At 54.6% G+C, this 15,013-nt stretch carries 14 protein-coding genes; 2 read left to right on the top strand and 12 right to left on the bottom strand.

All coding sequences use genetic code 11. From position 1 onward, the window contains the following. Positions 1–22: 22 nt before the first annotated feature. The 5 genes from B2T33_RS09340 to B2T33_RS09320 all read right to left on the bottom strand — a co-directional run bounded on the left by B2T33_RS09340 (position 23) and on the right by B2T33_RS09320 (position 5,209). Positions 23–427, bottom strand: a complete 405-nt coding sequence (locus tag B2T33_RS09340) for a GFA family protein (protein ID WP_064781851.1) — start codon at positions 425–427, stop codon at positions 23–25. A 95-nt stretch (positions 428–522) separates the two neighbouring features. Beyond that, positions 523–933 carry a hypothetical protein gene (locus B2T33_RS09335; protein WP_286791759.1) on the bottom strand — a complete coding sequence of 137 codons (411 nt, stop codon included), beginning with the start codon at positions 931–933 and terminating at the stop codon, positions 523–525. Between the two features lie 79 nt (positions 934–1,012). Beyond that, entirely contained in the window at positions 1,013–3,418 is a 2,406-nt protein-coding gene (locus tag B2T33_RS09330; RefSeq protein ID WP_286791757.1) for a TonB-dependent receptor domain-containing protein, read from the bottom strand. A gap of 126 nt (positions 3,419–3,544) precedes the next feature. Further along, complete coding sequence (locus tag B2T33_RS09325) at positions 3,545–4,609, bottom strand: FecR family protein (protein WP_286791756.1); 1,065 nt, start codon at positions 4,607–4,609, stop codon at positions 3,545–3,547. A 75-nt stretch (positions 4,610–4,684) separates the two neighbouring features. Continuing rightward, complete coding sequence (locus B2T33_RS09320) at positions 4,685–5,209, bottom strand: RNA polymerase sigma factor (RefSeq protein ID WP_286791755.1); 525 nt, start codon at positions 5,207–5,209, stop codon at positions 4,685–4,687. Between the two features lie 489 nt (positions 5,210–5,698). Here B2T33_RS09320 and B2T33_RS09315 point away from each other — a divergent pair, with 489 nt between their 5' ends. Beyond that, positions 5,699–7,048 (top strand): flagellin, encoded by a 1,350-nt coding sequence (locus B2T33_RS09315; protein ID WP_286791754.1) that lies wholly within the window; start codon positions 5,699–5,701, stop codon positions 7,046–7,048. A 114-nt stretch (positions 7,049–7,162) separates the two neighbouring features. Here the strand turns inward: B2T33_RS09315 and B2T33_RS09310 are convergent, their stop codons facing one another. From B2T33_RS09310 to kdgD, 5 genes are all read right to left on the bottom strand, one after another. After that, the gene (locus tag B2T33_RS09310; protein WP_286791753.1) at positions 7,163–7,957 is read right to left on the bottom strand and encodes an NAD-dependent epimerase/dehydratase family protein; all 795 of its coding nucleotides are present in this window, start codon (positions 7,955–7,957) and stop codon (positions 7,163–7,165) included. 33 nt (positions 7,958–7,990) lie between these two features. After that, positions 7,991–9,280 carry a TRAP transporter large permease gene (locus B2T33_RS09305; RefSeq protein WP_286791752.1) on the bottom strand — a complete coding sequence of 430 codons (1,290 nt, stop codon included), beginning with the start codon at positions 9,278–9,280 and terminating at the stop codon, positions 7,991–7,993. 1 nt (position 9,281) lies between these two features. After that, positions 9,282–9,827, bottom strand: a complete 546-nt coding sequence (locus B2T33_RS09300) for a TRAP transporter small permease (protein WP_008890159.1) — start codon at positions 9,825–9,827, stop codon at positions 9,282–9,284. 96 nt (positions 9,828–9,923) lie between these two features. Further along, a complete protein-coding gene (locus B2T33_RS09295; RefSeq protein ID WP_063087906.1) occupies positions 9,924–10,916 on the bottom strand; it encodes a TRAP transporter substrate-binding protein in 993 nt (330 codons plus the stop codon). A gap of 246 nt (positions 10,917–11,162) precedes the next feature. Beyond that, positions 11,163–12,089 carry a 5-dehydro-4-deoxyglucarate dehydratase gene (gene kdgD, locus B2T33_RS09290; RefSeq protein ID WP_197147052.1) on the bottom strand — a complete coding sequence of 309 codons (927 nt, stop codon included), beginning with the start codon at positions 12,087–12,089 and terminating at the stop codon, positions 11,163–11,165. 275 nt (positions 12,090–12,364) lie between these two features. Between kdgD and B2T33_RS09285 the strand changes: the two genes are divergently transcribed. After that, positions 12,365–13,129, top strand: a complete 765-nt coding sequence (locus B2T33_RS09285) for a 2-keto-4-pentenoate hydratase (RefSeq protein WP_286791751.1) — start codon at positions 12,365–12,367, stop codon at positions 13,127–13,129. 69 nt (positions 13,130–13,198) lie between these two features. Here B2T33_RS09285 and B2T33_RS09280 read toward each other — a convergent pair whose 3' ends face one another. Together B2T33_RS09280 and B2T33_RS09275 are read right to left on the bottom strand one after the other, a co-directional pair. Beyond that, positions 13,199–14,113 (bottom strand): SMP-30/gluconolactonase/LRE family protein, encoded by a 915-nt coding sequence (locus B2T33_RS09280; protein WP_286791750.1) that lies wholly within the window; start codon positions 14,111–14,113, stop codon positions 13,199–13,201. 124 nt (positions 14,114–14,237) lie between these two features. Next, the gene (locus tag B2T33_RS09275; RefSeq protein ID WP_008890164.1) at positions 14,238–14,954 is read right to left on the bottom strand and encodes a FadR/GntR family transcriptional regulator; all 717 of its coding nucleotides are present in this window, start codon (positions 14,952–14,954) and stop codon (positions 14,238–14,240) included. Between the last annotated feature and the right edge of the window lie 59 nt (positions 14,955–15,013).

Here is a 15,013-nt window from a genome sequence, read left to right as displayed (position 1 = left end):
GTCGAAATCTGGTCTGTTAGCGTTAGCCGTTTGGCGGGATGTAGTCGCCGTCAAACTTCAACAGATCATCCTTGATGTCATACCAGTCGGGCTTCGACGCTGTATGGATATGCACGGATGGGCGAATTTTCGGATCATCATCAAGGGCGGATGCCGCCACAACGTAAATGTCGCCCGAAGACAAATCACCAAGCGATGTGCCGCATTCCTTGCAAAAGCAGCGGTCAAACTTTGCGTCCGGCCCCTTATAGCGACCAATCACCTCTTCACCGGTCAGCATATGAAGATCATCCGCCTTGCCAATCACCACAGCGGAAAAAACGCCCGCCGCCTTGCGGCAGCGCGAGCAGTGACAATAGCTCAGCGATGATGGTTCGCCGGAAATTTCGAACGTAACCTTGCCGCACAGGCAGCTTCCCTTGATCATTTTTAAATCCTGTTATGTGATGCCTTTTAAAAAGAACATAACATGAACATTTATCATATTCCAACCCCGGATCCGTATTCAGTTCGCCCGATCCGTTAGTGGTCCGACGGCGGCCAATCACGGGCAAGGGCAAATGCGGCATCCAGCGTCGCAACATGTTTGACGGGGAATGGCAGCATTCGGGCAAAGTTGCTTTGTTGCGGGTCCTCTTCATCGTGACGGTGAACCGCGCCATCGCCATGATGGTGCCCCTCATCGACGCGGATCAGGCCCTTGGCAAAGACGTTCAACCGGTCGCGGTTTTGCTTGAACCAGATGGCCGCCTGTTTGCGGATTTCGTGATCCTGATCGGCAAATCCCGCCACGCGGAAAATCAGAATGGCCGGATCGCGGCGGGCGGCCAGTGCCTCAAGTGCGGCAAGATAGGCCTTACCATCCGCATCACTTTGCCGATCAATCATTTCAAACAGGACGATGTCCGGGGCGGGGTTGCTTGATCGAAACATACTGGTTTCCTTTACGCGCAAGAGCCCGGCGGAAAACCGCCGGGCCGTTGGATGGGTCCATCAGATGCAGGTGCCGTCATCAGAATTCGCGGCGATACCCCATCGTCACGGTGCGGCCATGACCGGCAACCGAATAGCCACGCAGTGCGGTTGCCGCCGGATTTTCGTAGCTGGTATCAAGGATGTTTTCGATCCCGAAGCGCGCCGTGCCGCCCAGCAGCGGATAGTTGCCCGACAGGTTGAAAACAAGGCTTGGCTTGATCTTGGCATCTTCGATCTTGTAACGGCCCGCCGTATAGGTCCCGTCAAAGCGCATGTTCAGGTCGCCCCAGACGTAGCTGTCGACATAACCGGTAAAGCGTAACGGCGACGGGATGCGGTTGTTGGGAAGCCAGCTATCAAGATCACCGTCTTCGTTGGTGTCATAACGGCCTTCAACATAGGACGCCAATGCCCCGACATAGGTATCATCCGAGATGTAATATTCGCCGGTCAGCTCCGCCCCGATGATGCGTTCCTTTTCCTGGCTGAGCTTGTTTTTCGAGGAATCATAGTTATCACCGCGCTCATTGGTGCTCATATAGATCGCACCGGTAGAGCGGAAATCGGTTCCGTCATAGCGTGCCGCCACCTCATAGGTTTTGACCTTGGAGGCCTCGACATCAATGTCATTGAAGTTAAGTGGGATGGACGTGCCACTCAGTCCGGCGCGACGGGTATAGGCGCCAACATCCGGAACAGAGAAACCTTCGCTATAGCTAAGTGACGTATCAATGCGATCCGTCCAGTGCACCACGGCCGAGGCATTGTAGGTCACGGCGTCATAGGTCGTTTCGCCGCCGGTGAAGGCCGCAGCGGCAAGGATCTGCTGCGGAGTTCCACCGTTGTATCGCATATAGCTCGGACGGGTGAAATCCTTGACCGTCAGATCATATTCCTCGTAACGCACACCACCGGACAGGTCGACATACTTTGTCACAGGTGCTGAAAGCTGGGCAAAGATGGCGTGACCCTCCTGCTCCATCGGGGCGCCGATATCCCGCCCGCTGACGGTTTCATATTTAACATCGTCAAAGGTCAGATCCCCACCCCAGGTCAAGGTCAGCCCCTCATAGGCGGCATCAAGGTTGGTGTCGGTCGATAGCTTCACGCCATACTTGACGGTATCGATAACCGATTGCCCCAACGGATCTTCAATCGCACCGTTACTGGCAAGCGAAACAAGGCCGGGATTATGCGACGCGTTATATTCAGCACGTGCGGCCTGCTTGTAACTGTCATTGTAAAACAGCTTCAGATCACCAACACCGATCTTACCAAAATCAAACTCGTAACCGCCGGTGAAATACTGGCTTTCATCTTCAAGCGGTTGCGCCAGATAGGGGCTGTCATAATTGACCGACACCGGGTCGGTCGAAAGGTCGGCATAGTATTCGATATCCTGACGGAACCGCACGACTTCCGAGGACAGAAACACCCGATGGCCTTCGGCAAGAGTGACACCGGCCTTGCCGAAAACATTGAGGTCTTCGGCGTTATCAAACCCGCCCTGCCCCAGCATCGCATCTGATGGCACCTGATTGCCATAACCGTCATAGGCATTGCCGGTTTTCGAACCGGTGATGCTGGCCGCCAGATCGACGGCGCCAAAACCACCACTGCCCGAAAGGGTCAACGACGGCGAGAAGCTTTCCCCGATATCATCGGTGTAGCTTTTGACATGGCCATCAACGACAAAGACGTTTTTGCCGACTTCACCGGTCTTGGTGATGATATTGATCGTCGCCCCCGTCGCGCCATCCCCGTTCATCGCGTTCGAGCCCGGAATGACTTCGATGCTTTCGACTTGCTGGATGTCGATCATCGAAAGGATACGACTGCTGTTGCGTAGCGGCGTGTTGCGAGCGATCCCGTCAACAAGGACCTGCACATCACGACCACGGAAGGTTTCGGTGCTGGAGATCAGGCTTTGATCATCAAACATGAAGCCCGGCACATTGTTGCGAATAACATTGGTGATGTCGCTGCTTTTGGCCGACTGGGCTTCGATCTGATCAGGGCCGATCACCACGACCGACGGCGACATGGTGGCAATTGATCTGCGCGAACGGGTGGCAGTCACGACAACCTCAGGCAAGGTGACCTTGCTCTGTGTGTCGCTTGTGGTGGTTGTGACTGGTTTGATGATGACGCTGTCTTCAGAGACAAATTCATACCTGTAACCACTGCCCGACAGAAGGTTTTGAAGGGCCTCGCCGGCGGACATGTCGGCGGTCAGCGCACCACTTTCGATGCCCGAAAGATCCCCCTGCACAACAAGCTGCAAACCAAACTGATCGGCAACCTGATCAAGGGCGGTGCGCAGATCCCCTGCGGCAACCGCAACCGGCTGCGCAGTATCAGATGCGGTTTGTGCCATGGCCTGTGGGACCGATGTGATCATCAGTGTGGCAAACAGGGCTGTGCTGCCCACAAGGCGAGACATTCCGAATTTTCTGGTTTCCCCAAAAGTCACGATATTCAAGTTCGAACCCCTTCGCATGAGAATAATAATGCAAATCACTATTACCTTCATGACGAACACCGCCGCGAAATGAGGAGGTGAAATTTTCTATTTTTTTGAAATTATTCTGAAACCGCCCGGAACAATGTGGTCCGTCAGGCCATAGGCCGCCAGAATGGCACCATAGGCCCCGTCCGGTTTGGTCAGATCGAAACTGCCCGAAACCGTAATATCACCCAAGCGCGGATCGCGCACGAAGCTGATACCCTCCATCAAAGGCGAAAGACGGGCGAACAATTCGTCAATCGGCAAGTCATCGACCACCCAGCGACCATCGCGCCACGCGCCAACCCGATCCAGTGCCACCATACCGTAATGCATGTCGCCATCTGCATCCTGCCACGATGCCCGTCCGGCGGTCAGGCGGGCGAGTTTTGCCGTCCGGCTTTCAAGATCAACCGTGCCCTCGGACACCTCAACCCGGACATGACCGCCCCATTTGGAGGCGCTGAATGCCGTGCCGACCGCCGTTGCCGTCAGTTTGTTCAGATGAATACGCAGCGGGCGTGTGCTATCCTTGGCGACTTCGATGAATACACCGCCTTCAAGAACAGTAAGGTCGCGATACCGATCGCCATAGGCCAAGGCAACGCGTGTGCCCGGCTCCATCCAGATGCGTGAACCGTCAGACAGCTCATGAACTTCACCGACAACACCGGGAGTGCTTTCCGCAATCAGGTCGGCATCAGGTTGAAACGCGGAATAGCCCCACAGCCCCAGCAGCAACAGAATGGTGAAAATCGCCAACATCGGACGGGCGCGGCGTTTGGCCGATCGCATGCCCGGCAGGCGACTGTTGCCGCCTTCAAGCGCACCTAATCGTTCCAGATCACGCCGGACGGCTTCGCTATCAAAGCCGGTGTCATGATCTGGCTTGCGCGACCTGATCGAATGGTCTTCATCGTCTGAAAATTCGGCTGCGGCGATTTCCATGCCCTGCCATGTCTGACGGGCCCGGATCAGGCGTGCAGGGTTTTTCGGATCCGCCGCCTGCCAGCGTTCAAAGGCGATTTCTTCAGCGACACTTAGTTGCACATCATCAAGGCGTACGGCCCAGTAATCGGCAATGTCATCATTGCTTTGGCAGTCGTCGGGATAGCGGAATTCGGTCATGGCAGTGTCGTTACCCGGCTTCTGACGGAGGAGGCTGTTGTATGTTTGACGAACGGGCCGCGCAAAAGAGGATGTTTAATTTTCATGGCGCGCCAGCACCTGTTTGCAATGTCCAAGCGCCTGACGCAAATGCTTTTCGACCATATTGCGACTGATGCCAAGTTGTTCGGCTACTTCCACCGTGCTTAGATGATCGCGCTTGCACAGCAAGAACACCTCGCGACAGCGCGGTGGCAGATCATCAATCGCGCGTCGGATGATCTCAAGCCGCTGGCGATCAGAACTGATCTGTTCGGGGGTGACGGACTGGCTGCCTGCGCCATCCATCTCGCTGATCTCGGTCGGGTCGGTGAATTCAACCGGATTGCGATTGTGACGACGCAAGGCATCAATTGCCAGATTGGTCGCCATGCGCATCAGAAAGGCCGGAGGATTGGCAATGTCAGCCGGATCGATCTTGCGATGGCGCAGTTGCACATAAAGATCCTGCAACACATCTTGGCTTTCGTCGCGCGCCGGCAGATATTTCTGCACCTGTCGCAACAAACGGTCATGATATTGCTGATAAAGACTATCCCAGGAACGGTCACAGACCGCCATCGCTGCACATCCAGAATTCGATAATGATAACTATTATCATTTTTATTTATGCTTATAAGCAATCCTGACCATGCGTCAATTCAAAAAGCATAGGCCCCTACGACCATTCCCCTTGGGAAAGTCCCGGGTTTGAAAGCCAGCATCGCGATACGAAGATCTTGCTGCGTTCGCTACACAACAACTGCCGATTTAAACCCCAACTCTGTGGCGGAGCTATTTCAATGACAGAATGCGAAACCGCCAGACGGTGCGAGTCCCGGCACAGAAACTCTACATGCGGTCTCAGAGTGGCATTGCTTCGCACTCTGTTCATCGAAAATAGCCGCTCAAAACCTACCCTAAAGAATAGGAACATACTGTTTATCTGTCGTATAAATTAGATTTCGCTCGACAAGAGGATATTTTACTTATAGTTGTTACTGTAGCTTTATCACTAATTGCGAACTTTACACGTAGTAAACCATCGCCACTTTCCAGGTAGGAAATCCAATGGCACTCAACATTATATCCAACTATGCGGCAAATGTTGCGCATCGCAACTTGTCTGCTTCTGACGAGATGGCGACCCGTTCGCTGTCGAAACTGTCTTCTGGTACCCGTGTTGTTTCTGCACGTGACGATGCCGCTTCCATGGCCATCGGTGCGCGTTTGAATGCAACCACCCAGGCTCTCAAAACCGCAACCGTCAACGTTGGCCAGGCCAACTCAATGCTCCAGATCGCCGATGGCGGTATGGCAACCATTGATGATGTTCTCGTTCGTATGAAGACCCTGGCTGTCCAGGCATCGTCTGGCAACCTGTCAGATACCGAGCGCGGCTTCCTTAATGACGAATTCGTCCAACTGCGTGACGAAATCGACCGGATCGCATCCTCGACCAACTTCAATGGTATTCAGCTGCTTGGCGATGGGGGTGATGTTGCAATCAATCTCACACCTGCCACCAACAATGAAGCGCTCACGCCCGCTTTCGGTTTTGACCGGTTCGCGATCACGGACAACAATTACTGGGCACAGGACGTAGCTGCAGATGGTGTCGACGATAACGGTTTAGAGATAAGAATTAACGAAGGTTCCGGCGAGCAGGTCATCATGACTGTACTTACCGCGATTGATGGCTCTATCGAGCGGACCCAGTCAATTGATATCACCGATTTTGCCGCGACCGGCGGGTCACGATCCATTGCTGCTGGCGAGAACACGGTGCTCAATTTTGATGAGCTGGGTCTTTCAATTACGGTAAACACCAACTTCTCCGACACCGTTGATTATGTTAGGGCTGGTACCGCAGGTTCCAATGATTTCGGCTTTGGTTCGGTTAACACCGATTTCATGGGAACTGGCGTCGACACATCCGCCGGTCAGCTCTTTTTCATGGAAGAGGACTCGGGCCAGCAGCTTTCCGACACAATTGAGTTCCAGGTCGGTGGCGGCAACACCGCCAATGATCGTCTTTCGATTAATTTGAGCGCAGTTGACTCTGCGGTACTGGGATCATCTGGTATCGGTCAGGAAACGCTCGAGGATCTTGGTGCTAACGCTATTAACACTGCAGCTGGCGCCCAAAACGCAGTCGAAGTCGTAACGCGTGCGATTGACGACTTGCAGCGCGCCCGTGCCGCAATTGGTACTTCCCAGAACCGTCTGGACTTTGCAGCACAGAACCTTGCATCGACGCAGGAAAATACGGAATCCGCGCGTTCCACCCTGCTTGATCTGGATGTTGCCGCTGAAATGACGGCCTTTACATCCAAACAGATTTTGGTTCAGTCCGGTGTTGCCATGCTGGCCCAAGCCAACCAGATGCCGCAAAACCTGCTGCGGTTGCTGCAAGGCTAACGGACCACATCTGACAAACTTTTTGACGTGCCTACCTGTTGCAACAATGGCCCGAACGAAACTCGTTCGGGCCATTGATTTTAGGTAGCCCTGAGATCGAAAGACGACCCTATATCAGTCTTCGAAATGGCCCTTGGCGGCAAAACCACCGCCCTGATAAATCACAGCCGGGTCTTTGCGATCTTCGGGCGGAAAGGCAGCCTCGATCTCGGCACGGAACTGTTCGGAGCTGTCTTGCGGTTTCCAGCCAAGGAAGTCCGCGTGATCATTGCTCCACCATTTCGATGTGTTGTCCGAAACCCCGTACATCACGAGATGGCCGGTCATCGGGGCGTTAAAGATCGCCTTCATCAACGAGATAAAATCACGCGGGCTCATCCAGGTGGACAGCATCCGGCGATCCTTTGGCTTTTCAAAACAGGACCCGATGCGCACCGAGACGGTTTCAACATCGAACTTGTCGAAATAGTAGCTTGCCATCGCCTCGCCGTAACATTTGGTCACGCCATAAAGGCTATCGGGGCGCTGTTCGGATGTGTCATCCAGCTTGGTGGTGCGTTTGTGAAAACCAATCGCGTGGTTGGAGCTGGCAAACATGATGCGCTTGACGCCGTTCTGACGCGCACCTTCATAAAGGTTATAGGTGCCTGCAAGATTGGCCTGAAGCAGGTCATCAAAGGCGGCCTCGATTGAAATGCCGCCAAGATGGATGATGCCATCAACATCCTTGGTCAGGTCAATGACGCCGGCACGATCCGAAAGGTCGCATTGCACGACTTCTTCGTTTGGGCCAGCCGGATCCATTGCGGAAATATCAGACAGGCGAATGACATCGGCATAGCCCTTAAGCCCTTCGCGGCAGATCTTGCCAAGGTTTCCACCGGCACCGGTGATCAGCAAACGTTTCATAATTATCCTCTTTGGTATCGATTTTTCCCGCGATCAATTTCCCCCGAACACAAGGTTCGGAAGCGTCAATGAAATCGCAGGAATATAGGTTGTCAGCAAAAGTGCCGTCAGGATCGCCAGATAAAACGGCCAGATCGTCTGAACGGCCTTTTCGATTTTCACCCCGCCGATTGCGCAGCCGACAAACAGGCACGATCCCACAGGCGGCGTACACAGGCCAAGGCCCAAATTCATCATCAAAACCATGCCGAACTGGATCGGGTCCATGCCGAACTGCATGGCAAGCGGCAGGAAGATCGGCGTACAAATCAGGATGAGGGCCGCCATATCCATGATCATGCCAGCAACCAACAACATGACATTGATCAGCAACAACACCATGATCGGATTGTCGGTAATGCCGGTGATCGCATCGGCCAGGGCATCAGGCACCTGATAGAACGCCAGCATATAACCATAGGCCGACGCGCAGCCGACCAGCAGCATCACAAGGGCCGTCGTCTTGGCCGATTGTTTGACCGCAGCAATAAAACCGGCCCAGCTCAGTTCACGATAGACCAAACCGGTAATGATCAGCGCATAGGCGACACCGATCGCCCCTGATTCTGTTACGGTGAACACACCGCTCAGCACCCCGCCGACAATAATGACAGCGGTAAAGAAGCCCGGAAGTGCACGGACTGCTGTCTGCCAAACCACTGCCCAACCCGGGAACGGTTCCGCCGGATAGCCGTGCTTGATCGCAACCAGCCAGGTCGCAAGCCCGAGCAACAAGCACATGATAATGCCCGGCACCACACCGGCCATGAACAGCTTGGAAATCGAAATGCCGCCACCGGCCGCCACTGCATAAAGGATCATGTTGTGGCTGGGCGGGATCATGATCCCGGCGATTGACGAGGTCACGGTGACGTTGACGGCATAGTCCGCGCGGTAGCCTTCCTTTTTCATCACCGGGATCAGGATCGAGCCAAGGGCCGATGTATCGGCCACAGCAGAACCGGAAATGCCTCCAAACAGCATTGATGAAAACACATTCACAATGCCAAGGCCGCCGCGGCGACTGCCGACAAGGGCGGTCGCAAATTGTACCAACCGGGTCGCAATCCCGCCGTGAAGCATCAATTCACCGGCAAAGATAAAGAACGGAATGGCCAGCAACGAAAAGGCCGAGATCCCCGATCCGATGCGCTGAAACGCAATCAGGGTCGGAAGGCCTTCGACAAAGAACGCGCCAAGGGCGGCAATGCCAAGTGCGATGGCAACGGGCATGCCAATCAGAATACCAATGGCAAACACGCCCAGAAGAATGGTCATGCCCATGTTATTTCACGTCCTCGTTCAAAAGATCGTCATGGTAAATGCGGGCTTGGGAAATGGTTTTCCACCGCGCCGCGATCTTGAGGATATGAACCACGCTGTAAAACATGATCCCGGCCCCGCATACCGCCATCGGAACGGACCGCAAGCCATCTGAAATATGAATGATCGGCATGGTCTTGGCCCAGTTAAACGCGACCAGATCCATCGCCCCGATCAGCATCCAATAGCCAAACCAGGCCGACGCGCCATACCCGATGGCCGCAACAATGGCGGCCATTTTCGGCGGCAAAGCATCGCGGAAAAAGGAAACGGAAAGGTGGCTGTTGTCGCGGATGCCAGCAGCTGCGACCGGAAAGGTAATCAGCACAATCAGAATAAGCGAAACCTGTTCAACCCAGGTCGGCGTTTCATTGAGGACATAACGCCCGAACACCAGCCAGGCGAAACTCGGGATCAGTGCGACAAGGGCCAAACCACCAATCAGGTTCAGCACCCCGGCAATCCCACCGCCCAAGCGATCAATCACATTAACAAAACGAGAAAACATCTACGCGCTACCAGAAACAGATAAACGACGAACATACTAAGCGCAGCCAAAAAGAAGGGCGACGATATTATCGCCGCCCTTCAGATATTTAAGGCCTTATTTCTGCGCGTCCTGGATCGCCTTGACCAGATCGGCAAGATCCGGGTTGGCTTTCAGGAAGTTGTCATAGACCGGCTGCATGGCATCCTGGAAAGCCTGCTTGTCGGCGATCTCGTTGACTTCGATGCCGGCGGCAATGACTTTTTCCTTGGACTGCTCTGCACGATCGGCCCATGCGGCACGCTGTACAGTGACCGACGCTTCAGCTGCTTCGTGGACGATTTTCTTTTCCTCGTCCGACAGGCTGTCATAAAGCGCCTTGTTCATGCACAGGCATTCCGGAAGGATCAGGTGCTGGGTGACGGAATAGTATTTCGCCGCCTCAAAGTGGCCGGAGCTGTCATAGGACGGGTAGTTGTTTTCCGCACCGTCAATCACGCCGGTTTTCAGCGACTGATAGACAGAGCTATAGGCCATCGGGGTCGCGTTACCGCCAAGCGCATCAACCATCTGAACATACAGATCGTTGCTCATGACGCGGAATTTCAAACCGTCAAGGTCCGCCGGGGTATTGATCGGACGCTTGGAGTTATAGAACGAACGCGCACCAGAGTCATACCAACCGAGCGGCTGAAGGCCAGCTTCGATCAGGCCATCGGCGATCTGCTGACCAGCCGGGCCATCCATGACGTCATGCATGGCATCGACACTTTTAAAGATGAAAGGCAGCGACACAACGTTGGCTTCGGGGGCGACTTCACCCAGCGGGCCAAGGTTGAAAACAGCCCAGTCCAAACCACCCAAACGAACCTGCTGGATCGCATCAGGCTGATCGCCCAGAACGCCGCCGTGGTAAACCTTGGCTTCCAGATCGCCACCGGACTTTTCATTGATCAGCTTGGCGAATTCTTCCATGCCGGTCGAAACCGGGTATTCCGGCGGATGAATGTTCCAGCCGCGCCATTCCTTGGCCTGCGCACCGGATGCCAGCGCCACCGATACGGCAGCCGCCGCAATCGTCAGCGTTGTGGTTTTGATAAACTTGTTCATTTCAGGTCCTCCCAGACAATCTGTTGTCTATTTCATTGAAGCATTTTGCCCTTTTGGGTCTTGTTCTTATCATTTAATCCTACAATTCATCACTTGTAAACATAACTGTAAGATTTGTTAACAACTAAGTTGCGACCGGTATCAAATTCCCGATCACCGATTGCAGCTTTAGCGTCCCATTCTGTTTCCCCGGCAGGCGATCCTGCCGGGAAATAACAAGTCATATGTCGCGTTGGCGACCCGCCATCAGGCGGCGCGAAGTGCCGCGTCGCCATAGGCCTTGCGGATCACATCGGCCAGCATGTCATGTTCCGCATCCGTCAAATCGGTCAGCGGACTGCGCACCGGGCCGGTATCGCGCCCGATCACGCGCATGCCCGCCTTGACGATGGAAACGGCGTAACCCTTTCCACGATTGCGGATATCCAAATACGGATAGAAAAATTCGGTCAGTGCGCGGCTCATCGCGGCGTCATCGTCGCGACCGAGCGCGTCATAGAAATCAAGCGCCTGTTGCGGCAGGAAGTTAAAGATCGCCGATGAATAGGTTGTCACACCGGCTGCCTTGTATGCCTTGGCAAAGACCTCGGCTGTCGGCATGCCGCCGATATAGGACAGGCGATCCCCGATCACGGTGCAAACCTTGGTGACCATTTCGATATTGCCATGGCCGTCCTTGAACCCGACCAGGTTCGGGCAGACATCACACAGCTTGGCGAGCGTTTCAGCCGTAATAATCGAATTGTCGCGGTTATAGACAATCACGCCGATATCAACCGCATCACACACCGCCTTCACGCGGGCAAACAGGCCTTCCTGTTCGGCACCAACCAGATATTGCGGCAACAGCAAAAGACCATCTGCACCGGCGTCCTCGCAGGCCTTGGCAAGTTCAACCGCCATTGCCGTGCCATATCCACACCCGGCGATGATCGGGGTGTCGCCCGCAACCTCCTTGGCCGCACGCACGGTTTCGACCACCTCGGCCGGGGTCAGGGAAAAGAATTCCCCGGTGCCACCGGCGGCAAACAGGGCGGTTGCCGGATATTGCGACAACCAGCCGACATGCGTGCGATAGGTCGCAAGATCAAGCGCGCCTTCGGCATCAAAAGGCGTCACCGGAAAAGAAAGCAACCCGGCGCCAATCGCCTTTTTCATCTCTAGATAGTGCATCAAGCGTCCCTAATGTCTGAATACGTCAAATAACTATGACGATTCTATAAATTCATCATATCACTTTGTCAAACATAATACTCAGACTTTTTGAAATCGCCATAAACCGCAGAAAACATGGGTTTCTTGGTCATTCCGACGATGTACGACTTTGGAATGAATCAGGAAGATCTGGTCGATTTCACCGAATCGCGGCAATTGGTATGATGACTTTGGCAACAAAGCCCGCTAGGCTCTGGCGACCAAATCAATTGCCACAAACAAGAAGACCGGGAATGACTGATATCACTGCCGCCAGCCGCATCCTTGCCGATGCCTTCACCACCCACACCCTGATTGATCCCCTGCCTGCTGACATTGCGCCCAAGAACTTTGAGGAGGCCTATGCCATTCAGGATGCCACCCTTGCCACGGTCGGTATTGCGCAGGCGGGCTGGAAGCTTGCAGTTGCGACCCGTGCGGCACAGGAAAAGATCGGTGCCGATGGCCCGCTGGTGGGGCCTTTGCTGGATGGACGGATTCTTGGCGATGGCGCGACACTGACCACCAAGGACATCCATTTTCCCAATATCGAGGCGGAAATCGCGGTTGTCATGGACAGCACCCCTGCCCCGGATGCGACATCAAGCGACATCCTTGATCATATCAAAAGCATGCATCTGGCAATCGAGATTGCCGATCGCCGCTATCACGAAAAGCAAGACCCGATCCAGACACTGGCGGATCTGAATTCGACCAGTCACTTCATCCTGGGTGCTGAAATTGACGGTTGGCGTGATCTTGGTTTTATTGGCGGCAAAGTCACCACCAAAAGTGACGGCGAAGTTCTTGCCAGCAATGATGATCCGGATGCCTGGCCAGAGATATTTGGCGGGCTGGAATATCTGGTCGGGTTCCTTGCCAAGCGCGGCAAAAGCCTGAAGGCAGGTGACGTCATCACCACCGGTGCCTGCGCCCTTCCGACCATTACACCGCATGGCAAGATCGAGGCGATCTTTGAGGGACTTGGCACTGTGACGGCTGAAATCAAAAAGGTCTGATCAAACCGACCCCAAAGAAAAAGGCCATGCAGATTTCCCTGCATGGCCTTTTTGGTTTTAGCGGACCTCTTAGCGGGGTTGCGCACGGCGCTCGCTATTTTCGCGGAACGCTGTGACCGGCACACCGGGCACTTCAACGCGCAGCTTGACCAGCTTCCCGGCATGCGGGAACTCAGCGCGTTTTTCCGGGCTATAGCCTTCCTGATGGCTGGTGACATAAAGCGTTTTCATGTCCGGCCCGCCAAAGCACGGCATGGTCGGATTTGGCATTGGCATCGGGATTGATTTCAAAAGCGTCCCGTCCGGGGCAAAGCGATTAAGGTTGCCCGCCGACACACCCGCCGACCAATAGCACCCTTCGGCATCCACTGCCCCGCCATCCGGGCGGCCAAGCGTATCATCGAGATCAAGGTAACGCGTGCAGTTGGAAATATTGCCGGTGGCAGCATCAAAATCCCAGCGATTGACCCACGGCCCGCGCGAGTCCGAGTGATACATTTTCGATCCGTCACCGGACCAGGCAATGCCGTTGGAAATCTTGAAACCGGTTGCCTTTTCCTCGATCTTGCCATCGGCCGTAATGCGATAGAGCGAGGCAATTGGCATCTTTTCAGGATTGTCATCCATGGTGCCGACCCAGAACGCGCCGTCCGGCCCGATCTTGCCATCATTGGTGCGGCTGTTGATCCCGTCTTCAATGCGACACAGCGGCGCACGCGCATCGGTTTTCGGATCAAGGAAAAGGATATCCTTGCGCAGGGCCACGATAATGCGGCCCTGATCGGTCAGCCCGAAACAACCAAGCTCGCTGTCAAAGGTCCATGTCTTGCGAAGGCCCGTGGCAACATCAAGCGCGTGCAGTTTGCAATTAAGGATGTCTGTCCAGTAAAGCCGATTGTTGGCCGCATCCCAATTGGGGCATTCCGCCAAAGTGAAAGTCTCATCACTGAGAATTTCCGGCTGATACATTACACCACCGGCCATCGCACACTCCCAAATTCATATGATTAATTTTTGTTGTGTCTGGTTTGCCAGTCCGGGGCCCTGTTCGTCAACAGGATTTGTGCCCGCCCCTGCCCGCACCCGTCAGGCCGGGCGGCACATCTGATTACTTGTCGCGGGCGTGGTCGGTAACGCGTTGGCGGGCCTGATGCAGGTGATAGCGCATCATCAGTTCGGCACTATTGCCATCATGACCAAGGATCGCATCATAGATCTGACGGTGTTCGGAAAGCACCTTTTGCGCACGTTCGGCCGAGCCCCCGCGCGTGATATTAAGCGCCACACGCATGGATTTCGACATCACTTCATGCAGGGAATTAAGGATGGTAACGAAAATCTCATTGCCGCTGGCGCGTGCGATTGCCATGTGAAAGGCCAGATCGGCCTTATCGGCAATATCACCGGCTGATACCCCGTCTTCGAGCAGTTTAAGCGCATTTTCAATTTCGCGATGATGGCGGGGGCTGGCGCGTTCGGCGGCCATGCGGGCCGTTGTGCCCTCGATCGCGGAACGTGCCTCAAAGCAACGCAGAAGCCCCGCGACATCGCTGACACCGCCAAACTCGATCAGACCTTGTGGCGGGCGTTTTTTAACAAACGACCCGACCCCTTGGCGGGCATAGACCAACCCATCGGATTGCAGTTTGCGCAACGCTTCGCGCACAACCGGGCGCGACACCCCAAAGGACGCACAGATTTCATTTTCCGAGGGCAGCTTGGCACCTTCGGCAAGGTTGCCCGAGATGATCTGTTCAAGGATCTGACCATAAAGCTGATCGGCAAGCTTTTCGCGCTTCTGAACCCTTAAAAGCAATTCCGACATCCGTCCCCCGGACTTGTTATCTTGTAAAACTTACTTGTAAGTTTTTATCGATAAACTTC

It is taken from the genome of Thalassospira sp. UBA4513, from assembly GCF_002388495.1.
Taxonomy (GTDB): domain Bacteria; phylum Pseudomonadota; class Alphaproteobacteria; order Rhodospirillales; family Thalassospiraceae; genus Thalassospira; species Thalassospira tepidiphila.
Note: the sequence above shows the minus strand (reverse complement) of the source record. Positions and strands in the feature narration are given on the sequence as shown.